This is a genomic window from Arthrobacter endolithicus, assembly GCF_026627425.1.
GTDB lineage: Bacteria > Actinomycetota > Actinomycetes > Actinomycetales > Micrococcaceae > Arthrobacter_M.
This window is the reverse complement of sequence record NZ_JAPNLH010000002.1, coordinates 123972-145829: the sequence shown is the minus strand read 5'-3', so window position 1 is coordinate 145829 and position 21858 is coordinate 123972. Positions and strand designations below refer to the sequence as shown.

The following is a 21858-nucleotide window of genomic DNA, read 5'->3' as shown; positions in this document are numbered from 1 at the left end:
CGGTCCTCCCGGGATAACACGGTCCCGAGGTCAGGTGCAGCACTTCATGGAGCCGTATTGGGCCATCCGATCGGGCATTCCCGCTCGCCGGCGCTGCATAGTGCCGCCTACGCCCTGCTCGGACTCCCGTACCTTTACTCAGCGATTGACACCGCGGTTTCCGACCTGGAACCTCTTCTGGCCCGGGTACGGGCGGAGCGCAACTGGTACGGATTGTCGGTGACGATGCCCTTGAAGTCGGCGATACTGCCGCTGCTGGATGCCGTTGATCCAGCCGCGGCCAGTCTCGGTGCGGTGAATACCGTTGTCGTCGACCGGTCGGTTCCGGGCGGTCAGCGGCTGGTGGGCCATAATACGGACGTCACCGGCATCGTCAATGCCCTTCGATTCGCCGGAATCGGCCGGGCGCCCACCTCGGCCATCCTCGGGGGTGGCGGGACGGCCGTCTCCGCTGTGGCGGCTCTAAAGGAACTTGGTGCGCCGGCGGCTGACATTTTTGTCCGCGGCACAGGTACGGCCGGACGGCCCGGGAACGTTCAGGCGGTCGACGTCGGCGCCGCCGTCGGGCTCGATTGCCGGGTGCGGAGGTGGGAAGATGCCGCGGCGGCGCTGTCGAGCTACCACGTCGTCATCTCCACTTTGCCCCCGCGGGCGGCCGATCCGCTCGCAGCCCTCGTGCCGCCGTCGTCCCTTGCCGGGAAACTGCTGCTCGACGTTGCGTACGATCCGTGGCCCAGCGTGCTGGCGGCCCATTGGCAACGAAACGGCGGCACAATTGTGCCGGGGATCGAGATGCTGCTCTATCAAGGGGTGGAACAGGTACGGCTCTTTACCGACGACCGAGTCCATATCACGGCCGAAGTCATCAATGTGATGTGTGACGCTTTAGGCGTATCCCGGCGGTAGAAGTGCGGCGCGTGGAGACGCTGGCATGGCAGGATGGAAACTATGTTGCGTTGGTTGACCGCCGGAGAATCCCATGGCCCGGCACTTGTCGGAATTATCGAGGGCGTGCCCGCTGGAGTTGAGCTGACGAGTACGCTCATTCGTGACGCGCTGGCACGGCGCCGGCTGGGATATGGCCGCGGCGCCCGGATGAAGTTTGAGCAGGACGAGGTCACTATCCTTGGCGGCGTGCGGCACGGTCTGACGCAGGGCGGCCCGGTGGCGATTCAAATCGGCAACTCGGAATGGCCCAAGTGGGAGCAGATAATGTCTGCCGACCCCGTCGCGCCGGAGCTGCTGGCCGAGCAGGCACGCAATGCCCCGCTCACCCGTCCCCGTCCCGGCCACGCCGATTTTACCGGCATGCAAAAGTACGGCTTCGATGAGGCGCGTCCGGTGCTTGAACGAGCCAGCGCCAGGGAGACGGCGGCGCGCGTGGCCCTTGGCGTGGTAGCGGCACAGGTGCTCGGCGCTCTCGGGATCAAGCTGGTCAGCCACACGGTGGCCATCGCGGCGGTAGCTGTCCCGGAAAGCGCCGCCGTGCCAGTTCCAGCTGACGTAGCGGGACTCGATGCTGACCCGCTGCGTTGCTTTGACAGCGAAACGTCCACCGCGATGGTGGCGGAGGTGGACGCGGCCCACAAGGAGGGCGAGACGCTCGGCGGCATCGTGGAGGTGCTGGCCTACGGCCTGCCACCGGGGCTGGGCAGCTACGTCCACTGGGACCGTCGGCTGGACGCGCGGCTGGCCGGGGCGTTGATGGGAATCCAGGCCATCAAGGGCGTCGAGGTTGGAGACGGGTTCCGGACCGCCGGGCGGCGCGGCTCCGCGGCCCATGATGAAATCGTCCGCGGTGGCGACGGCGTCATTGCGCGCACCAGCAACCGTGCCGGCGGCATTGAAGGCGGCATGAGCATCGGAGATGTGCTGCGTGTCCGCGCTGCCATGAAGCCGATTGCCACCGTTCCCCGAGCATTGCGGACCATCGATGTGGCGACCGGAGAACCGGCCAAGGCACATCACCAACGCTCCGACGTCTGTGCCGTACCGGCCGCCGGCGTGGTGGCCGAGGCCATGGTGGCGCTGGTCCTGGCGGAGGCCGTGATGGAAAAATTTGGCGGCGACTCGATTGACGAAACCGCACGGAACCAGCAAACCTATCTGGCCAACATCCCGCAGGCTCTGGACTCGCTGGGCCTGTGATGCCGGCGACGGGCACGCAGGGGGGGCGGTTTGTTCCGCCTCGAACCCTGGTCCTGATCGGCCCGATGGCCGTCGGGAAGTCCGCCATCGGCCAGGAACTCGCCAAGTCGCTGGCGTTGGAATTTGTGGACACCGATCAGAAAATCGTGCAGAAGTACGGGAGTATCGCTGAAATATTCAGCGGGCGCGGGGAGAATTTCTTCCGCCGGATCGAGGCCAAAGTGATAGCCGACGCCCTGGCCGCCGGGAGGCAGCGGCCGGTCGTTCTGTCCTTGGGCGGAGGGGCCGTGCTGGACACCGGGACCGCTCAACTGCTGGCCGACGCCACCGTCATCCATCTGGACGCCGACCTGGAGACCGTGCGAGGCCGGATTTTGCGCAACAGCGGCCGCCCGCTCCTGGCAGAGGACCCGGTGGAGCGCTGGCGGCAACTTGCCCTCGACAGGGGTCCGGTATACCGGGCGTTGGCCGATGTGACCTTGGATGTGCGCGCAGGTACCGTGGATTTACTGGTACGGGAGTTGATCGCTGTGTTGCGGCAGAGGTGAACAGCGTTAAGGCGGAGCGAAAATCCAAACCTATCCAGCTGCCTGACGATGCAGCGTCGGACACAAGCAAAGTTCAAGAGAGTGGTAAAAAGTGGCCTCGGCAGTGACAACCATCAAAATCACCGGCAGCCAGTCGGCGGACAACTACGACGTCGTCGTCGGTAACGGTCTGCTCTCGGAACTGCCGGCGCTGCTCGGAGAGCGTGTTCGGCGGGTACTGGTGATCCACCCCCGCGCCCTGCGATTGACGGGCGACACGGTCCGGGACGATATTGCCGCCGCTGGCTTCACCGCTCTGACGGCGGAAATCCCTGACGCCGAGGAGGGCAAGCACATCCAAGTTGCCGCATTCTGCTGGCAAGTGCTCGGGCAGAACGACTTCACCCGCTCCGACGCTATTGTCTCGGTGGGCGGCGGGGCAGTCAGCGACGTTGCGGGCTTTGTGGCTGCGACCTGGCTGCGCGGCGTCAAGGTCATTCACCTGCCGACCAGCCTGCTGGGCATGGTTGATGCCGCTGTTGGAGGAAAAACCGGAATTAACACTGCCGAGGGGAAAAACCTAGTAGGTGTTTTTCATCCACCCGCCGCGGTACTGGCGGATTTGGATGCGCTGGCGACGTTGCCTCCCAACGAGCTCCTGTCCGGGATGGCCGAGGTGGTTAAATGCGGGTTCATTGCTGACCCGGACATTCTGACGTTGATCGAAAAGAACCCCGATGCGGTAAAAGACCCGGCCTCGGCAACGCTGCGCGAGCTTATTGAACGGTCGATTGCAGTCAAAGCGCGGGTGGTTTCAGCAGACCTGACAGAGCAGGGACAGCGCGAGATTCTCAATTATGGGCACACCTTGGGTCATGCTATCGAGCTTGTTGAACGCTATTCCTGGCGGCACGGCGCCGCGGTCTCCGTGGGAATGATGTTCGCAGCGGAGCTGGCGCGAAGCGTTGGGCGGCTCTCCGACGAGGTAGCGGACCGGCACCGCAGCATCCTGCAGGGACTTGGATTGCCCGTGACGTACCGCCGGGACAGGTGGCAGGGATTGTTGGACGGAATGCGCCGGGACAAAAAAGCCCGAGGGGACCTATTGCGCTTCGTCGTGCTGGATGACGTCGCCAAGCCTGGAATTCTGGACGTCCCGGACGCCTCGCTACTCTTCGCCGCCTATCAGGAAATAGCGTCCTGACCCATTGCATATCAGGGCTGGCCTATGCAGGATTCCCCGGCACCGCTGTCAGCCCCACCACCCTGCGGCCTGAGGTAGTGGACCCTGACGGGTGCGATCAGGCCCTGAGCACAACGTGGGATCCGGCAGACGGATATTTGTTCTGCTGTTGAGCGGACGCGTGGCCGGAGCCGCCGGTGCCGTAGCGAACGCCCGAGTGGCTTGGTTTGAGCACAGCCCTGGATCAGGGAGTGCGCTCGGGGACGACGCCGCTGTCCTCCACGCATCCACAGTGGCCGTGTTCCGTGCTCAGGACCTCGCGAAAAAATTCCGCATGTTGACGACATTCGACGGTGGAGCCCCGCGGAAATTTTATTAGAAATTCTTTTCCACAGGGGCCTGTTTTGGGGTCTTTTTGTCCTGATGATGTCAGTGCCTGCTCGTAGCCTTGTAGTAGTTGGAGATCAGCGGGATTTCCCGGTTTTTGTTGGTATGGGTTGCCGGGTTTGGTTGCTGGTGCAGGTTGCTGGGTTTGGGTTGCTGGGTTTGTGGGTTGAGGGGTGGTGGGTGGGCGTGGAGATTGATCGGGAGAATCTGGCTCAGGTGCTGGCCGCGATCACGGCGAAGTATCCGCGCCGGGTCCAGCGCGCAGGCCTGGGCTCCGGCAGTACTGCCGGGTGCGGGACCGCTCAACCCGAGGGCAGCGGCTCAGTGAACCCGGCCGCTTCCGCTGCTCCTGCTGCTCGTGCTGCTCCTGCTGCTGCGGGTTCTGCTGTTCCTGCGTGTCCCGTTTGTTCTGTTGATGGTTTTCCTGTTGGTGGTCCGTCGGCGGGGATGGTGGCCCGGTTGGAGCTGGTGAATGTGTTGTTGGCGGAGGTGTTGGGGACGGATCCTCAGGCGGTGTCGTCGGAGGCGTGGTTGTCGGTGATTGGTGTGTCTGAGGGGACACGGCGTCGGTTGGATGCGGTGTATTTGCGCAGTGTCGCGGCAGCGGATCAGTGCGGGGCCGCGGCGTTGTCGGGGATCGGGACGAAGAACGTGCGCGAGTTCCTGGTTCATGGGGTCGGGGTGGAGCCGGGGCGGGCGAAGGCCGAGGTGGAAGCGGCCCGCGCCCTCCATACCGGGCCTGGCAGCAGGAATGGTCCCGGTTTTTTGGTGCGTGAGGTGGAGTTGGGGGGCGGGCCGTTGGCGTTGCTGGGTGCCCGGTTGGCGGTCGGGGATATCACGGCCGGGCATGTGAGGACGGGGGTGCGGGTGTTGGAGAAGGTCCCGGCCCGGATCATTACCGAGGAGACGTCGGAGCGGATTGGGGAGTATCTGGCCCGGCAGGCTCCGACGCTGCGTAGTGATGATTTCCGTCGGTTCGCTGAGCAGGTCATCAGGCTTTGCCAGGCCGATACGGGGGATCATTATGATCCGGAGTCGGTGATGCGTCGTAAGTTCACGATGGGGGTGGATGTGACGGGGATGGTGCATGGTTCGTATCAGCTGGACCCGGTCGCGGGGGCGGAGTTGATGGCGATCCTGGATCCGTTGTCGGCTCCGCACCCGGATCAGCGGACCCCCGACGGGGACCTGGTCGCCGTTGATCAGCGGACCCCGGATCAGCGGCGTGCGGACGCGCTCACCGAAATGGCCCGTGCGGCCGGCGCTTACCTCAACCTCACCCACCCACCAGGTAACGAGAGCCCCAACAGCGCCGGTACGGCTGGCACCGGTGCCGGCGGTGACCACGACAGCGGAAGCGACGGCTCCCCTGAGGGCACTGGCGGCGGTTCTGCTGAGGGCATTGGCGGCGGTTCTGCTGAGAGCGGCGGTTCTGGTTCTGCCAGTGGTGCTGGCGGTTTGGCCGGTGGCGGTGGTGGGTGGGCGCACCCGGAAATGGATGCCCGGGCCCGGGCTGAGGCAGCCGCGGCCCGGGCCGAGGACCTGTTCTCCCTCACACCAACAGATGACAGCACAGACCCCGGTACCGGCAAGGGTGCGGGTAGGGGCCTAGGAACCGGCACAGGAACTGGAGCCGGAGCCGGAATAGGCACCGATGCAGGTGCGGGCAGGGAAACCGGGACGGGGAGGAGGAGTACTCGTTGCGGTCCGAGTAAAGCCGGCAGGCTCCGCCCGGGGAGGCGGCCGGCCCGTATGACGATCACGACTACCTTTGACCAGCTCCGCAGCTTCCCGGACCGGGAAGCCGCGATCCTCCGCCAAACGCTGTGGAACCAACCAAAACCATTAGCACGACCGGAACTAACAGCGCCACGGGAACCACTGGAACCACGGGAACCACTGGAACCACTGGAACCACTGGAACCACTGGAACCACTGGAACCACGGGGACCATGGGGACCATGGGAATCGGTGGCACAGCTGGCGCTGACAGCCGGACCGGGGCTGCCGGGGCCAGGAACGCCGGCAGACCCAGCCGCACCACCGGACGGTGATGGGTGGCCGGGAGGGATCGGCCCGGACACCCGGAGCTTCGGCTGGGACACCGACACCACTGACAACTGCACCAACGATTCCTCCAGCCCCGGGTCCGGGTCCTCATGGTCCTGGGAGCCGGAGCCGGAGCCGGAGGTACTCCCAGAAAACGGTTTGGCCGGGGCCGGCGGGTTGGGTGCCGGTGGGTTGACGCCGTTGGATCCGATGCCGTCGTGGTGTGATGGTTTGGGCAACATCAGCCCCGGCACCCTGGCCCGGATGGTGTGTGACGCAGCATTCGAGCGGGCCGTCCTGGGGAGCAACGGGGCTCTCCTGGATCTGGGGACCGCGGTCAGGCTCGCGACCCCCGCGCAGCGCAGGGCCGTGTCTGTCCGGGACGGCGGGTGCGTCCGGCCCGGCTGTAACCGGCCTGCGTCCTGGTGCGATATCCACCACGTTATCTGGTACTCCCGCGGCGGACCCACCGCCGTCTCCAACATGTGTGCTTTGTGCCCGGGCTGTCATTCCCTGGTCCACGCCGGGATCCTGGAAGTCACCATGATCAACCAGATCCCCTACCTCCGGTACGGACCCAACGCCCGTCAACGCCCGGGCCTGCACTGCTACAACCGCACCACCGGCACCGGCCTCAACACGAGGACAGGCACCGATACCGGCACCGGCCTCAACGCCGGCCTCAACGCCGGGCCACGCACCACCACAGACGGAGGGCCGGCGGCCGGGTACACCGAGAATCCCTGGATCCGCAACACCTACCACGACGACCTCAACGACGCCCAAAACTTCGCCCGCACCATCATCACCGGGACCTAGGCCACGAGCCCTCGACCATAACCCCAAGGCTATGAGGATCAGACTTACGGACAGGCTAGGCAGCGCGGTGGGTTTCCAGTTCTGTACACGTTTCTTTCACTCAGGAGAAGGGGCGTGGAGGCAGGGCATCCAGAGCAGGTAGACTGGTCAATGGATTTTTGATAACTCTTTCCCTTAACCCGAAGTCAGCTCCCGCCCAGCGGATGAGCGGCGGGCCCGGGAACAATAGCCGGCCGATAGAAAGAGAAACAGTGGCAACTACTAATGACATCAAGAACGGCACGGTTCTGAAGCTCGAGGGGCAACTTTGGAACGTCGTCGAGTTCCAGCACGTCAAGCCCGGTAAGGGCGGCGCTTTTGTCCGCACCAAGATGCGCAACGTCCGTTCCGGGAAGCTGGTGGACAAGACATTTAACGCCGGTCTTAAAATTGAGACCGCGACGGTTGATCGCCGCGATTATCAGTACCTGTACCAGGACGGTGCTGACTTCGTGTTCATGGACACCCAGGATTTCGACCAAATCACGGTCAACGGGGAGACAGTGGGTGAAGCAACCAATTTCATGTTGGAAAATCAATCCGTAAATATTGCAATCCATGATGGCACGCCGCTTTACATTGAGCTGCCTCCTTCCGTCGTTCTGCAAATCACTTACACCGAGCCTGGGCTGCAGGGGGACCGTTCGTCGGCTGGGACGAAGCCGGCCACACTGGAAACCGGCTACGAGATTCAAGTCCCGCTGTTCGTTGAAAACAACACACGCGTCAAGGTGGACACCCGCGACGGCAGCTATCTGGGACGTGTCAACGACTAGTGGCGTCTCCCGATTCAACCCGGCCCAATTCCGCGCGAAGCAAAGCGCGCCGCCGGGCTCTTGACATTTTGTTCGAGGCGGAACAGCGTTCCGTCTCAGTGACCGAGGCGATCCGGCAGCGGCGCGAGCGCACCGATCAAATTATCAACCTTTATACCGTGGATATTGTGGAGGGCGTATGCGCCCTGCAAGGCACCATCGACGAGTTCCTGGAGACCTATTCACAGGGTTGGTCTCTGGAGCGGATGCCGGCCGTGGACAGGATCCTGCTGCGGATTGGCACGTGGGAGCTGCTCTACAATGACGACGTGCCTGATGGCGTGGCCGTCAGCGAAGCCGTTGAACTTGCCAAGTTCCTCTCCACCGACGAATCGCCGCAGTTTATTAATGGCCTTTTGGGCCGTTTGCAGCAGTTGAAACCGACTCTGCTGGCCTAGCCGGCGGGGACTTATCAAGAGTTCAGCTAAGGCGGTGCGTGGAGGTGCCCGCGGCACCGCCTTTGCTGTCAGTAAGCTCAGCTGGCTTCACGTGAGCTGACCGGTCGCGCGGTCCTGCAGCGTCCGCCGGCTTGTTGGCGTGTTGCACCAGTAGCGCCGCCCGTGCCGCCGTCGTTCCTTCCAGTAGGACACCCTCTAAGCGCACGGTCTCGCGCTGCCGCACTTGAGCCGGCTGGGGACCGAGAAGTATCCTCTCGCGGGTGAAGGCCAGCCGTGTGGCGAGGTTGATAAAACGTTTCATCGTCGCGCCGCCACCAAAGGTCTTGGCCCAGACAATTGCCCGATGGCGCCCCTGGGATGTTCCAAGCATTCCGATCTCGTTCGGCAGGAACCAGCCGGAATCTGCGTACTCGGTCAGTCTGCGTCTGGTCAGTCGAGCCTCAGACCGGCGAAGCAGGGCAATGCCGAGCGCGTACACCATGAATATTGGTAATTGCAGAGCGCCGTAGACAATCAGGAAGTTTGCCCCGACTAGCGAACTGCTGTTCCACAGGGCGTGCAATAGCATCGCCGGAACGAGCCCGATAAGCCACGCGCAGACCACGAGCCACGTCCGACCGTACCGAGCGGCATAGCCCAGAAACGCACCCAGAACAGCCGTGAACATCACGTGGGCAAACGGGGACATAAGGCCTCGTATGACAAAAGTCGTGACCAGCCCGGGTCCGATCTTCTGAAGGTCTGTCATAGCGGAGCCAAAGTAGAGAATATTTTCCGTAAACGCGAAGCCTGCGGCTACGGTACCGGCATAGACGACCCCGTTAATGGGTCCGTCGAAGGTCCGGCTACGGAGCAGGAAAATCAGCAGCACGCCGAGCCCCTTGGACGCCTCTTCCACGAGCGGCGCCTGCACCAGCGTGCTGACAGTTGTGGGATCTGTCAGCGTTGCCCCGGCGAGCAGGATGGGCTTGACCCATTGCCCAACAACGAGGGAGGCCACAACGGACATGCCCGCACCCCAGCAGAACGCAAAGAAGAGGGCACTCTTTGGCTCCGGTTCCCATCGGTCAATCCACAGTAGGGTCAGCAAACAGATCGTCAATGGAACCAGGGCTAGAGCTCCGCAGATCAAGAAAACGCTGACGCCGAGGGCTTTCGCAAAGTAAATGAGCGTCGTCGTGGCCACCGTTGCCAGCAGTGAGACCAAGACGACATTGAGGACGCGGAATGCGCGGCTTCCTTCGAGTCCAGACTGCGGTCTCGGCGGCACGACGGCGAGGGGTAACCGGTCATTGGACAGCCCCGGTTCCGTTGGTGCGCGGTTTCGGTATTCGGGCTGTTGCTCCGGCCCGGCGGGGTCCAGCGGGGGCGTGGGCTCCGTCATGTAATTAGCCTATGCGCGACCGAGGCCGTCACCTAGCGGGCAGCTGGTCGGGGCGAGGTTACGCCGTTCCTCCTTGCAGCCGGGAACGTAGCTGCCTGGGTAGAAAGCGCGCCTATGCGTTCCACCCCCCCCCTCGGAATCGAGCTACATAGCGGGAGAGACCTTGAACGTGGACGGCGGCGAGCTAACGCCCTGGCCTCCGGTGGCTCCCGCAGCTGATCTTCAGGAACCGGCGCCCGGCCGGTAGCTGCCGCTGTGATAGTTTTGGCATGCAATGATCCTTTTAATTCCGTCCAGTGAGGCGGGGAAGGGGGGAGGCGAGACATGAGTCCTGAAGCAGCTGCTGCAGGCGCGTCACGCGTCGTCATGAGCGCAGCGGACATCGACCGCGCACTCACCCGTATAGCCCATGAAATTCTGGAAGCCAATAAGGGCTCCAAAGATCTGATTCTGCTCGGCATTCCCCGCCGGGGTTTTCCGCTCGCACAGCGCCTGGCGGCAAAGCTGGCGGCAGCGGACCCATCCATAAAGGCTGACGCCATCGTGGGCCAGCTGGATGTCACAATGTTTCGAGACGATCTGGCACGACAGCCGACTAGGGCCCCCGAACGGACCAGGCTTCCGGCCGCGGGGATCGATGACAAAGTGGTAGTCCTGGTGGACGACGTTCTTTTCTCCGGCCGCACGATCCGCGCCGCGCTGGACGCGTTGGTGGACCTTGGCAGGCCACGGGCGGTACGGTTGGCCGTGCTGGCCGATCGTGGACACCGGGAATTGCCTATCCGGGCCGACCATGTGGGGAAGAACCTGCCGACGGCGTCGGCCGAAAAGGTTCGGGTGCGGTTGAACGAGACCGACGCAGCAAGTTCCAGCTGGAGCGGTGCGGATGAGGTCGTCATCGAGGCAGGCTTATGAGGCACCTGCTGTCCACCCAGGACTTGAGCCTGGAAAACGCAATCCGCATCCTGGACACCGCGGAGGAAATGGCTGCGGTCGGGGAGCGTGAGGTAAAGAAGCTGCCGGCACTGCGCGGACGTACTGTGGTGAATCTGTTTTTCGAGGATTCGACCCGGACCAGGATTTCCTTCGAGGCAGCAGCCAAGCGCCTGTCAGCGGATGTCATCAACTTCTCAGCCAAGGGTTCATCCGTTTCAAAGGGCGAGTCGCTGAAGGATACCGCACAGACTCTTGAGGCCATGAGCGCGGATGCAGTAGTGATCCGTCACTGGGCCTCCGGTGCACCTGCGCAGCTTGCTACCTCAGGATGGATTGACGCCGCAGTGATTAATGCCGGGGACGGCACCCATGAGCACCCGACGCAGGCGCTGCTGGACGCGTTCACCATGCGCCGGCACTTGTCCCGGTTGAACGGGACTGATTCGACCGGCAGCAATCTGGTTGGACTGCGGGTCGCGATCGCCGGGGATGTCCTGCATTCCCGGGTCGCCAGGTCCAATGTCTGGTTACTGCAGACTTTGGGCGCCGAAGTGACCCTAGTGGCCCCGCCCACCCTGCTGCCTGTCGGCGTCGAACACTGGCCGTGCGCCGTCAGTTACGACCTGGATTCAGTGCTCGAGGCAGGCGTGGACGCGATTATGGTCCTGCGTGTCCAGGCCGAGCGGATGAACGACTCGTTCTTCCCGTCCACCCGGGAGTATTCGCGCCGCTGGGGTCTTGACGATGCACGGTTGGCGCGCCTGGACACGCTCGGCATGAAGGACACGATCATCATGCATCCGGGCCCGATGAACCGCGGTCTGGAAATCTCCTCTGCGGCGGCGGATTCCTCCCGTTCCACCGTGCTGGCACAGGTGCGAAACGGGGTCTCTGTCCGGATGGCGGTGCTGTATCTAGCGCTGTCCGGGGATCTGCGTGATCCCCCACCGCGGCTGCCGCCACCGAGAACCGCAGTAGACAATCGTCCGAATACCCGTGCCGATGAAACCCGAGAGAACGCCCGATGACAGCACAGAAAACAGCCGACCAGGCCGGACCGGAAGCCGCGGCCCGCTACCTGATCCGGGGAGCCTCACCACTGGGCAAAGAGCAGACGGATCTGCTGGTGCAGGACGGCCGGATTGTTGAGATCGGTTCCGGGCTGAGCGCCAGGTCTGCCACGGTGATCGACGCCGCCGGACTAATTGCACTGCCCGGGATGGTCGATCCGCATACCCATCTGCGGGAGCCGGGCCGGGAAGATGCGGAAACGGTGGAAACCGGCTCCCGTGCCGCCGCGCTGGGCGGTTATACGGCCGTGCACGCCATGGCGAACAGTTCTCCGGTCGCAGACACCGCGGGGGTGGTGGAGCAGGTATTCAGCCTGGGCCGCGATGCCGGATGGGTGGATGTACGCCCGGTGGGTGCAGTTACCGTGGGCCTTGCCGGCAAGCAGTTGGCCGAATTGGGCGCCATGGCCGATTCCCGGGCGCGTGTGCGGATATTTTCCGACGACGGGATCTGCGTGAGCGATCCGGTGCTGATGCGTCGGGCGCTGGAATACGTCAAGGCCTTCGACGGCGTGATAGCCCAGCATGCGCAGGAACCGCGCCTGACAGAAGGCGCCCAGATGAACGAGGGCAAGGTCTCCGCAGTGCTGGGGCTGGCCGGCTGGCCGGCCGTGGCGGAGGAATCGATTATTGCCAGGGACGTTTTGCTGGCCCAGCACGTAGATTCCCGGCTGCATATTTGCCATGTCTCCACCGCCGGTTCGGTGGAGCTAATCCGCTGGGCTAAGGCACGGGGTATTAAAGTCACGGCGGAGGTGACGCCGCATCACCTGTGGCTTACCGAGGAACTGGTCCGCAGCTACAACCCGGTGTACAAGGTGAACCCCCCGCTGCGCGCCGAAGAGGACGTCGCTGCGTTGCGGGCTGCACTGGCGGACGGCACCATCGATGTCATAGGCACCGATCACGCTCCACATCCGAGCGAAGCGAAAGACTGCGAATGGGCCCAGGCGGCAATGGGCATGACAGGGCTGGAAACGGCGCTCTCGGTGGTGCAGCACACCATGATCGAATCCGGGCTGTTGGATTGGGAAGGGTTTGCCCGCGTCACTTCAGTTGCTCCCGCCAGGATCGGCCGACTCGCAGGCCAGGGACGTCCGCTGGCGGTCGGTGAGCCGGCGAATTTGGTGCTGGTCGACCCGGCCGCGCGCTGGACGGTGGACCCTCGGACTATGGCGACCAAGGGACTCAACTCGCCGTTTAGCGGACGCGTTCTCCCGGGCGCCGTCGTCGCCACCTTTTACCGGGGGCACCCGACGGTGTTGGATGGCAAGCTCAACAGCCCATACCGGCAGGCCAACCCGCGCGGCATACAGGGAGAGCACTGATGGCCAGGCTGTTCCCGACGCTGCTGGCGGTGGCGCTGGTAGTGGTGATTTTTGCGCTGCTCTGGATGGGCTGGCGGCATCGGCTCCAGCGCCAGGCCGGTATTGCACCGCTGCCGGCGGTGCCGCAACAGCTGTCTGCCCCTCTCGCCAGCGCTGAAGGGCAGTACGTCGTGACGACGACGGAGGGAGACTGGCTGGACCGCTTGGCGGTGCACGGCCTGGGCATCCGCAGCAACGCCGTTCTGTCGGTGCATCCGGAGGGGATTTTGATCAGCCGCTCGGGCGCGCCGGATGTCTTCATCCCGAAGGACAGTTATGGCAGCGCAAGAACCGAAAGCGGCATGGCTGGGAAGTTCGTTGAGCGGGACGGGCTGATTGTCCTGTCCTGGCGGCTGGGCGGGCATCCGGTCGACACTGGCTTCCGCACCCGGCAGGCCGCAGCGAAAACCCCGCTGCTCACCATGCTGACTGACTTTGCCCCCATCGCAAACCACTCCGCAGCAAACCACCCCGCAGCAAACCACACGGCTGACAATGGCGCGACTGGGAATGCCCCGGTTGTAAATGGCACCGTTGTAAATGAAACCGAGCAGGCCGATACCGGAAAGAACGAGAATGACTGAACCCGAACAGAGCACATCCGCAACTGCCGCCTTGCTGATTTTGGAAGACGGCAGGACCTTCCGTGGCACCAGCTACGGCGCCACAGGAGCGGCACTGGGCGAGGCGGTTTTCGCCACCGGCATGACCGGGTACCAAGAGACCATCACCGATCCCTCGTACGCCCGGCAGCTGGTGGTCCAAACCGCGCCGCACATCGGCAATACCGGCGTCAATGACGAGGACGCCGAATCCCGGCGGATCTGGGTTGCCGGCTACATTGTGCGCGACGCCGCACGCCGGCCCTCCAACTGGCGCAGCGAACGCAGTTTGGATGATGAACTCCTCGCGCAGGGCATTGTTGGGATCCAGGGCGTGGACACCCGAGCGATCACCCGGCACCTGCGGGAGCGCGGGGCCATGCGCGCCGGCATTTTTTCCGGCACCGCCGCCGATCAGTCCGAAGCCGCGCTGCTGGAGCAGGTCTGCGCCAGCGCCGGAATGGAGGGGGCCAAGCTGGCCGAAGAGGTCAGCGTCGACCAGCCCTACGTCGTCGAGCCGTCCGATCACGGCTGGAAGGGTGAGCCGCGCTTTACGGTGGCCGCGCTGGACTTGGGAATCAAGGCCATGACGCCGCAGCGTTTTGCCGAGCGGGGAGTGCGCGTGCACGTCCTGCCGGCGGCCACGACGTTTGCCGAGCTGGAGTCGGTGCGGGCCGATGGCGTCTTCATGTCCAATGGCCCCGGCGATCCGGCGACCGCGGACGGGCAGGTGGCGCTGCTGCGCAAGGTGCTCGACGCCCGGGTGCCGTTCTTTGGCATCTGCTTTGGCAACCAGATCCTGGGCCGGGCTCTGGGCTTCGGGACCTACAAACTGCGCTACGGCCACCGCGGCATTAACCAGCCGGTGATGGACCGCCGCACCGGCAAGGTGGAAATCACCTCGCAGAACCACGGGTTCGCCGTCGACGCACCCCGAGAAGGTGCGGGAATGGCTCCCGAGGAGCGGTTCGGCCGGGTGGAGGTCAGCCATATCAGCCTCAATGACGACGTCGTCGAGGGCCTTTCCTGCCTGGACATTCCGGCCTTTTCGGTTCAGTACCACCCGGAAGCAGCCGCGGGCCCGCACGATTCCGCCTATCTTTTCGACCGCTTCATTGACCTGATGGCAGCCAATGCCGGCGGCGCAGCGGACACCAGCACCGAAACCTCCGTCGTTTCAGAAACTTCGTCACAGAATGGGGACAAGAACTAATGCCCAAGAGAGAAGACCTCAAAAGCGTTCTGGTCATCGGCTCCGGCCCCATCGTGATCGGCCAGGCAGCGGAGTTCGATTACTCCGGGACGCAGGCGCTGCGCGTGCTCAAGGAGGAGGGCCTGCGGGTCATTCTGGTGAATTCCAATCCCGCCACCATCATGACGGACCCGGAGTTCGCGGACGCCACCTATGTTGAGCCGATCACCCCCGAGGTGGTCGAGAAGATCATCGCCAAGGAACGTCCCGATGCCCTGCTGCCGACCCTGGGCGGCCAGACCGCACTGAACACGGCCATCGCGCTGGATAAGAACGGCGTACTGGCCAAATATGACGTGGAATTGATCGGGGCAAATATCGCCGCGATCGAGCTCGGCGAAGACCGGGAGAAGTTCAAGGGCGTGGTGGAGCGCTGCGGCGCCGAATCCGCCCGCAGCCACATCATCCACAGCATCGACGAGGCGCTCATTGCCGCCGGGGATTTGGGCTACCCGATGGTGGTCCGGCCCTCCTTCACCATGGGCGGGCTCGGCTCCGGGCTGGCCTATGACGAAAAGGACCTGCGCCGCATCGTCGGCCAGGGCCTGCAGTACAGCCCGACCACCGAGGTTTTGCTCGAAGAGAGCATCCTGGGCTGGAAGGAATACGAGCTCGAGATGATGCGGGACAAGAACGACAACGTCGTGGTGGTCTGCTCCATCGAGAACTTCGACCCGGTCGGAGTGCACACCGGAGACTCCATCACGGTGGCGCCGGCCATGACGCTCACGGACCGCGAGTACCAGCGGCTGCGCGATATTTCCATTGCCGTCATCCGCGAGGTGGGCGTGGACACCGGCGGCTGCAACATCCAGTTCGCGATCGAACCGGACACGGGCCGCGTCGTGGTGATTGAGATGAATCCCCGCGTCTCGCGGTCCTCCGCGCTGGCGTCCAAGGCCACCGGCTTTGCGATTGCCAAGATCGCCACGAAGCTCTCGCTCGGCTACACGCTGGACGAGATCCCGAACGACATCACCTTGAAGACACCGGCGTCCTTTGAGCCGGCTCTGGATTACGTCGTCGTCAAGGTTCCGCGCTTCGCCTTCGAGAAGTTCCCGGCCGCGGACCCCACCCTGACCACCACGATGAAATCCGTGGGGGAGGCGATGGCGATCGGCCGCAACTTCACCGAGGCGCTGCAGAAGGCGCTCCGGTCGCTGGAGCAAAAGGGCGCCAGCCTGGACTTCAGTCCGGTCGACGCGCTGGACGTACCGGACCTGATTGCGGCCTCCAGACGGCCGACGACGGATCGGCTCGCGCAGGTGCAGCGCGCACTGCTCGGTGGCGGGACGGTGGAACAGCTCTACGAGGCCACCGGAATCGATCCGTGGTATCTGGACCAACTGCAGCTGCTCAACGAGATCTCCGCCGAAATCAAGGCCTCCGCCGCGCTCGAACCCGCGATGCTGCGCCGCGCCAAACGGCACGGTTTCTCCGACGAGCAGATCGGCGCGCTGACGCACAACAGTGAGGACGTGGTCCGCGGGGTCCGGCAGGCGCTGGGCATCCGCCCCGTCTACAAGACGGTGGACACCTGCGCCGCGGAATTTGCCGCCTACACGCCGTATCACTACTCCTCCTACGACGAAGAGGACGAGGTGGCACAGCACGCCAAACCGTCCGTGATCATTCTGGGCTCCGGGCCGAACCGGATCGGACAAGGCATCGAGTTTGATTACTCCTGCGTGCATGCGTCCATGGCGCTGCGGGCGGCCGGGCACGAAACCGTGATGATTAACTGCAACCCGGAAACGGTCTCCACGGACTACGACGTCTCCACCCGGCTCTACTTCGAACCTCTCACGCTGGAGGATGTTCTGGAGGTCATCGCGGCGGAGGAACGCACCGGTGGCGTCCTGGGCGTGTTCGTCCAGCTGGGCGGCCAGACTCCGCTGAAGCTGGCGCAGGCCCTGGCGGATTCCGGTGTGCCGATTCTTGGCACCTCGCCGGAGGCGATCGACCTGGCCGAACACCGGGGCATGTTCAGCCGCGTGCTGGATGCCGCCGGGCTGATCGCACCCAAGAACGGCACCGCGGTGTCCTTTGAGGATGCCAAGAAGATTGCGGACGAGATCGGCTATCCCGTCCTGGTCCGCCCGTCCTATGTGCTCGGCGGGCGCGGCATGGAAATTGTCTACGATGAACCGAACCTGTCGCGCTACATCAAAAATGCGACGGAAATCACCGAGGACCATCCGGTATTGATCGACAGGTTCCTCGAGGACGCCATCGAAATCGATGTCGATGCGCTCTACGACGGCACCGAGATGTATCTGGGCGGCATCATGGAGCACATCGAGGAGGCCGGCATCCACTCCGGGGACTCCGCCTGCGTGCTGCCGCCGCTGACGCTGGGCACGGACGTCTGCGACCGGGTGCGGGCGGCCACACTGGCCATTGCCGAGGGTGTGGGCGTCCGCGGCCTGATCAATATCCAATTCGCCCTGGCTTCGGATGTGCTCTACGTGCTGGAAGCCAACCCGCGGGCATCCCGGACCGTCCCGTTCGTCTCCAAAGCCACCGGAGTCCAGATGGCCAAAGCGGCGGCGCTGATCGGCACCGGTGCGTCGATCAAGGACCTGCGCAGCGTGCACCACCTGCTGCCGGAAACCGGCGACGGCGGCACGTTGCCGGCCGGTGCGCCGGTCGCCGTGAAGGAGGCCGTGCTGCCGTTCAGCCGCTTCCGCACCCCGGAAGGGACCGTCGTCGACTCCCTGCTGGGGCCGGAGATGCGCTCAACCGGCGAGGTGATGGGCATCGATAAGCACTTCGACACTGCCTTTGCGAAGAGCCAGGCCGCGGCGAACAATGCCCTGCCGACGTCCGGAAAAGTTTTTGTCTCGGTGGCGAACCGGGACAAGCGGGCCATCATTATGGCGGTCAAGCGGCTGGTGGATCTGGGCTTTGAAATCCTGTCCACCGGCGGCACGGCGGATGTCCTGCGCCGCAATGGCATTGCCGCAACGACGGTACGAAAGGTGGCCGAGGGCACCTCTGCCCAGGGGGAGGGAACCATCACCGACCTGATTAATAATGGTGAAGTGGATATGATTTTCAACACTCCCTCCGGCGGGCAGGCCCGAGGGGATGGATATGAGATCCGGGCCGCAGCGATCTCCAATGGGCGCCCGTGCATTACCACAGTGGCGGAATTCAACGTCGCCGTGCTCGCCATTGAAGCGATGCGCACCTATGAGTGGGACGTGACCAGCCTGCAGGAACATGCCGCCACCTTACGGGCGGCCGTCCGTGCCTGAGCAACCGACTGAGCAGGTGCCCGAGCAGGCTAAGCCCGCGGAGCCGGCGGCCAACGGTCGGGAGCCCTTCGGGGTCCGGCTTGCCACCGCGATGGCAGCGCAGGGACCCTTATGCGTGGGCATCGACCCGCATCCGGCGTTGCTCACCGGGTGGGGACTGCAGGACGACGCTGCCGGCTTGCGGCGCTTTTCGCTCTCCGTGCTCGAAGCCGTGGGTCCGCTTGCAGCTGCGGTGAAGCCGCAGGTGGCCCTCTATGAGCGGCACGGTTCAGCGGGCATTGCTGTACTGGAGGAGCTGCTGGCCGAAGCCGCTGCCACCGGGATCCTCAGCATCGCCGACGCCAAACGGGGGGACATCGGCTCGACAATGAGCGCGTATGCCGACGCCTGGCTGCGGGATGGTTCCGCACTGGCCGCGGACGCCGTGACCCTAAGCCCATACCTGGGCTTTGAGTCGTTGCGCCCGGCCCTCGATCAAGCGGCGACCCAGGGCAGGGGAGTGTTCGTCCTGGCACTGACATCGAACCCCGAGGGACCCTCCGTTCAGCACGTTGGCGGGAGGGATTCGGTCGCCCGCAGGATCGTTGCGGCCGCTGCGGCGGAAAACGCCGGTATAGCGGGACCGGGATCCGTCGGGCTGGTGATGGGCGCCACCGTTGGCTCGGCCCTGACGGAGCTGGGGATTGAGCTTGGGACCCTGAACGGGCCTATCCTCGCCCCCGGACTGGGAGCCCAGGGAGCCACAGCGGCAGACATGCGGCGCACCTTCGGGGCCGCCTATCCTCGAGTCTTGGGAACGTCTAGTCGAGGCATCCTGACGGCCGGCCCGGATTTGGCGGCACTGCGTCAGGCGACGCAGCGGACCCTGGACACCCTACGGGCCTGAGTGGGAGCAGCGGATCGGGGGCGGATTGATTTTGTCTCCCCGGTGCGGATAAGTTCAGGGGAAGCCATTCCCGTCCGGCGCCCTCCGCCCCCGCTTCCAAGGAGTTCCCGTGAGCCTGCGCCCATTGACAGCACAAGAACGAACCGCAGCACTGGCCAAGGCGGCTGCGGCCCGCACCACGCGGGCCGCCGTGAAACATAAACTGAAGACAGGCACCGCCACCGTGGCGGAGGTCCTGACTGCCGGCGACGGCGACGAGGCAATCGGCCGGTTGAAGACCAGTGAATTGCTCGAAGCCCTGCCCGGCATTGGAAAGGTACGCGCAACTGTGATTATGAACAAGGTCGGCATTTCTCCGACACGCAGGCTTCGTGGGCTCGGCATTCACCAGCGCAGAGCCCTTATCGACTTTCTGGGACAAGGCTCATGACGGCAGACCCCACGCGGGGCCGGACAGTCATTGCCGCACAGCCAGCGGCTGGCAAGGGAATCAAAGCGGCCACCGGGCTGACGGTGCTGGCGGGTCCAACGGCCGTCGGCAAAGGTACGGTCTCAACATACATCCGGGATAACTACCCACAGGTCTGGCTGTCCGTCTCAGCCACCACTAGGGCGGCACGGCCCGGTGAAATTGACGGTGTGCACTACTTTTTCAAATCTTCTGCGGAGTTTGACGAACTCGCCGCACAGGGCGAATTTCTGGAGTGGGCCGTCGTGCACGGACAGAACCGCTACGGCACCCTCCGCAGCACTGTGCAGGGGGCCATTTCCGAGGGGAAGTCTGTGCTGCTGGAAATTGATCTCCAGGGCGCCCGGCAGGTTAAGGAGGCCGTTCCAGAGGCAAATTTCGTCTTTCTCGCCCCGCCCACTTGGGATGAATTGGTCCGCCGTCTGGTGGGCCGGGGAACCGAATCCACGCAGGAACAGCGCCGACGGCTGGAAACCGCTAAACTGGAACTTGCTGCCGAGCCGGAGTTCGACCACACCATCGTAAATGATGACGTTCAACGGGCGGCAGACGAGCTCGTTTCATTAATAGGGCTGACGCCCAATCCGCGCTGATTGGCGTTGTGACCCTAACGGATTTTGGAGAATTTGTGGCTACCAAGCTTGAAGGTATTATCAACCCGCCGATCGATTCCCTGCTCGAGGCAGCAGATTCGAAGTACGGCCTCGTGATTTTCGGTGCCAAGCGCGCACGCCAGATCAACGCATACTACGCCCAGCTGCACGAGGGCCTGTTCGAATACGTTGGCCCGCTGGTGGACACACGGCTGAACGAGAAGTCCCTTTCCATCGCCTTCCGCGAAATCAACGAAGGAATGCTGGTTTCCACACCCGTTGAGGTCGCCGAGTAGCAGCCCGCTCCATGGCGCCCCTGAATATTGTCTTGGGAGTTGGCGGCGGCATTGCCGCATACAAGGTGGCGTCGCTGTTGCGGCTTTTCACCGAGGCCGGCCACGATGTGCACGTCATTCCAACACCGGCATCGGCCGGGTTTGTCGGGATGGCCACCTGGGAGGCACTCTCCGGCAATGCCGTGTCGAACAACGTTTTCGACGACGTTGACAAGGTCATGCATGTCCGGCTGGGGCACGAGGCGGACTTAATAGTCGTCGCTCCGGCCACGGCCGATCTGTTGGCACGGGCCGCTGCCGGTCTGGCGGATGATCTGCTGACTACTACGTTGTTGATGGCGCGGGGTCCCGTGTTGTTCGCTCCGGCTATGCACAGCGAGATGTGGCAGCACGCCGCGACGGCCGCGAACGTCGCCACCCTACGCCGCCGCGGTGTCACGGTGCTGGAGCCCGCCGTGGGGCGGCTGACCGGAGCAGACTCCGGACCGGGCCGGCTTCCCGAGCCGGAACAGATTTTTGCCGCGGCACTGGAACTGGTGAACAGCGGCGCAGGCGGCTCTGGTCCGTTTGCGATGCCGCTGGCCGGCCGGACCGTGACGATCAGCGCGGGCGGGACCCGCGAACCCCTGGATCCGGTGCGGTTCCTGGGCAACAGGTCCTCTGGTAAACAGGGCGTTGCGCTGGCCGCAGCGGCCCTGCACGCCGGGGCCAATGTTCGCCTGATCGCCGCTCATATGGACGTTCCGGCACCTGCCGGGGTGGAACTGATCACCGTGCAGACGGCCTTGGAACTGCGGGCTGCCGCACTGGCAGCCGCCGAAGATTCCGACGTGGTCGTTATGGCCGCCGCCGTGGCCGATTTCCGGCCGTTGCACAGTTCGGCGAACAAAATCAAGAAACAAGACGACGTCGCCGACCCGGTGATCACGCTGGTCCGGAACCCGGATGTCCTACTCGAACTGGTCCGCGATCGGACACGGACCGGACGGCGCCAGATCATTGTGGGCTTCGCCGCAGAGACCGGAGACGAACAGTCCGACGTGCTGGACTATGCACGGGCAAAGCTGCAACGCAAGGGATGCGACCTGTTGGTCGTCAACCAGGTCGGCGTCGACAAGGTCTTCGGCCTGGATCAAACCGAGGTGGTCATTCTCGATCGCCACGGTGCGGAGCCAATCACCGCCGCGGGGAGCAAAACCGACGTCGCGGCCGCCGTCATCAGCATCATCAGTGACCAGCTGGCCGCCACCTAACGGTTGCCGCTCCCGTTACCTGTTTGCCGCCGGCGGCGCCGGTCTGCCGCTCCCGTGACCGGTCTGCCGTCGTCGTTCGCGCAGCTGTGACCGTCCATGACCTGCGCCGCGGACTGTGCCACCGA

19 protein-coding genes are annotated in these 21858 nt (G+C 64.2%); 18 read left to right on the top strand and 1 reads right to left on the bottom strand.

The features are described from left to right. Positions 1–57: 57 nt before the first annotated feature. The 7 genes from OS914_RS02465 (at position 58) to nusB (ending at position 8365) form a co-directional block, all read left to right on the top strand. On the top strand, positions 58–906 hold the full coding sequence (locus OS914_RS02465; RefSeq protein ID WP_267544479.1) for a shikimate dehydrogenase family protein: 849 nt from the start codon (positions 58–60) through the stop codon (positions 904–906). 42 nt (positions 907–948) lie between these two features. Beyond that, on the top strand, positions 949–2148 hold the full coding sequence (gene aroC, locus OS914_RS02460) for a chorismate synthase (protein WP_267544478.1): 1200 nt from the start codon (positions 949–951) through the stop codon (positions 2146–2148). After that, on the top strand, positions 2148–2696 hold the full coding sequence (locus OS914_RS02455) for a shikimate kinase (protein ID WP_267544623.1): 549 nt from the start codon (positions 2148–2150) through the stop codon (positions 2694–2696). The genes aroC and OS914_RS02455 overlap by 1 nt, the downstream gene beginning before the upstream one ends. Before the next feature lie 91 nt (positions 2697–2787). Next, positions 2788–3879, top strand: coding sequence for a 3-dehydroquinate synthase (aroB, locus tag OS914_RS02450; RefSeq protein WP_267544477.1), 1092 nt, complete (start codon positions 2788–2790; stop codon positions 3877–3879). A gap of 546 nt (positions 3880–4425) precedes the next feature. Beyond that, positions 4426–7113 carry an HNH endonuclease signature motif containing protein gene (locus OS914_RS02445; protein ID WP_267544476.1) on the top strand — a complete coding sequence of 896 codons (2688 nt, stop codon included), beginning with the start codon at positions 4426–4428 and terminating at the stop codon, positions 7111–7113. A 251-nt stretch (positions 7114–7364) separates the two neighbouring features. Beyond that, positions 7365–7928 (top strand): elongation factor P, encoded by a 564-nt coding sequence (efp, locus tag OS914_RS02440; protein WP_267544475.1) that lies wholly within the window; start codon positions 7365–7367, stop codon positions 7926–7928. Next, positions 7928–8365 carry a transcription antitermination factor NusB gene (gene nusB / locus OS914_RS02435; RefSeq protein ID WP_196397206.1) on the top strand — a complete coding sequence of 146 codons (438 nt, stop codon included), beginning with the start codon at positions 7928–7930 and terminating at the stop codon, positions 8363–8365. The genes efp and nusB overlap by 1 nt, the downstream gene beginning before the upstream one ends. A gap of 22 nt (positions 8366–8387) precedes the next feature. Here the strand turns inward: nusB and OS914_RS02430 are convergent, their stop codons facing one another. Beyond that, the gene (locus OS914_RS02430; protein ID WP_267544474.1) at positions 8388–9749 is read right to left on the bottom strand and encodes a PrsW family intramembrane metalloprotease; all 1362 of its coding nucleotides are present in this window, start codon (positions 9747–9749) and stop codon (positions 8388–8390) included. A 324-nt stretch (positions 9750–10073) separates the two neighbouring features. Here OS914_RS02430 and pyrR point away from each other — a divergent pair, with 324 nt between their 5' ends. The 11 genes from pyrR (at position 10074) to coaBC (ending at position 21733) form a co-directional block, all read left to right on the top strand. Then, positions 10074–10664: a bifunctional pyr operon transcriptional regulator/uracil phosphoribosyltransferase PyrR gene (gene pyrR, locus OS914_RS02425; RefSeq protein WP_267544473.1), complete on the top strand. Its 591-nt coding sequence runs from the start codon at positions 10074–10076 to the stop codon at positions 10662–10664. Then, a complete protein-coding gene (locus OS914_RS02420; protein ID WP_267544472.1) occupies positions 10661–11713 on the top strand; it encodes an aspartate carbamoyltransferase catalytic subunit in 1053 nt (350 codons plus the stop codon). The genes pyrR and OS914_RS02420 overlap by 4 nt, the downstream gene beginning before the upstream one ends. Next, positions 11710–13083 (top strand): dihydroorotase, encoded by a 1374-nt coding sequence (locus OS914_RS02415; RefSeq protein WP_267544471.1) that lies wholly within the window; start codon positions 11710–11712, stop codon positions 13081–13083. The genes OS914_RS02420 and OS914_RS02415 overlap by 4 nt, the downstream gene beginning before the upstream one ends. Further along, on the top strand, positions 13083–13706 hold the full coding sequence (locus OS914_RS02410) for a PH-like domain-containing protein (RefSeq protein ID WP_267544470.1): 624 nt from the start codon (positions 13083–13085) through the stop codon (positions 13704–13706). The genes OS914_RS02415 and OS914_RS02410 overlap by 1 nt, the downstream gene beginning before the upstream one ends. Then, positions 13699–14937 (top strand): glutamine-hydrolyzing carbamoyl-phosphate synthase small subunit, encoded by a 1239-nt coding sequence (carA, locus tag OS914_RS02405; RefSeq protein ID WP_267544469.1) that lies wholly within the window; start codon positions 13699–13701, stop codon positions 14935–14937. Before OS914_RS02410 ends, carA begins: the two co-directional genes overlap by 8 nt. Further along, on the top strand, positions 14937–18236 hold the full coding sequence (gene carB, locus OS914_RS02400; RefSeq protein WP_267544468.1) for a carbamoyl-phosphate synthase large subunit: 3300 nt from the start codon (positions 14937–14939) through the stop codon (positions 18234–18236). The genes carA and carB overlap by 1 nt, the downstream gene beginning before the upstream one ends. Positions 18237–18252: 16 nt before the next feature. Next, the gene (gene pyrF / locus OS914_RS02395) at positions 18253–19122 is read left to right on the top strand and encodes an orotidine-5'-phosphate decarboxylase (protein WP_267544622.1); all 870 of its coding nucleotides are present in this window, start codon (positions 18253–18255) and stop codon (positions 19120–19122) included. A gap of 109 nt (positions 19123–19231) precedes the next feature. Next, complete coding sequence (gene mihF / locus OS914_RS02390; RefSeq protein ID WP_267544467.1) at positions 19232–19552, top strand: integration host factor, actinobacterial type; 321 nt, start codon at positions 19232–19234, stop codon at positions 19550–19552. Beyond that, the gene (gene gmk / locus OS914_RS02385; protein ID WP_267544466.1) at positions 19549–20184 is read left to right on the top strand and encodes a guanylate kinase; all 636 of its coding nucleotides are present in this window, start codon (positions 19549–19551) and stop codon (positions 20182–20184) included. Before mihF ends, gmk begins: the two co-directional genes overlap by 4 nt. Before the next feature lie 35 nt (positions 20185–20219). Continuing rightward, positions 20220–20480: a DNA-directed RNA polymerase subunit omega gene (gene rpoZ / locus OS914_RS02380; RefSeq protein ID WP_267544465.1), complete on the top strand. Its 261-nt coding sequence runs from the start codon at positions 20220–20222 to the stop codon at positions 20478–20480. Positions 20481–20500: 20 nt separating this feature from the next. Next, positions 20501–21733: a bifunctional phosphopantothenoylcysteine decarboxylase/phosphopantothenate--cysteine ligase CoaBC gene (coaBC, locus tag OS914_RS02375; protein WP_267544621.1), complete on the top strand. Its 1233-nt coding sequence runs from the start codon at positions 20501–20503 to the stop codon at positions 21731–21733. Positions 21734–21858 lie beyond the last annotated feature (125 nt).

Coding starts and splice junctions, on each gene's coding strand:
- aroC (WP_267544478.1), top strand. CDS start 949: ATGTTGCGTTGGTTGACCGCCGGAGAATCCCATGGCCCGGCACTTGTC.
- OS914_RS02455 (WP_267544623.1), top strand. CDS start 2,148: ATGCCGGCGACGGGCACGCAGGGGGGGCGGTTTGTTCCGCCTCGAACC.
- OS914_RS02430 (WP_267544474.1), bottom strand. CDS start 9,749: ATGACGGAGCCCACGCCCCCGCTGGACCCCGCCGGGCCGGAGCAACAG.
- pyrR (WP_267544473.1), top strand. CDS start 10,074: ATGAGTCCTGAAGCAGCTGCTGCAGGCGCGTCACGCGTCGTCATGAGC.
- OS914_RS02420 (WP_267544472.1), top strand. CDS start 10,661: ATGAGGCACCTGCTGTCCACCCAGGACTTGAGCCTGGAAAACGCAATC.
- OS914_RS02415 (WP_267544471.1), top strand. CDS start 11,710: ATGACAGCACAGAAAACAGCCGACCAGGCCGGACCGGAAGCCGCGGCC.
- OS914_RS02410 (WP_267544470.1), top strand. CDS start 13,083: ATGGCCAGGCTGTTCCCGACGCTGCTGGCGGTGGCGCTGGTAGTGGTG.
- carA (WP_267544469.1), top strand. CDS start 13,699: ATGACTGAACCCGAACAGAGCACATCCGCAACTGCCGCCTTGCTGATT.
- carB (WP_267544468.1), top strand. CDS start 14,937: ATGCCCAAGAGAGAAGACCTCAAAAGCGTTCTGGTCATCGGCTCCGGC.
- gmk (WP_267544466.1), top strand. CDS start 19,549: ATGACGGCAGACCCCACGCGGGGCCGGACAGTCATTGCCGCACAGCCA.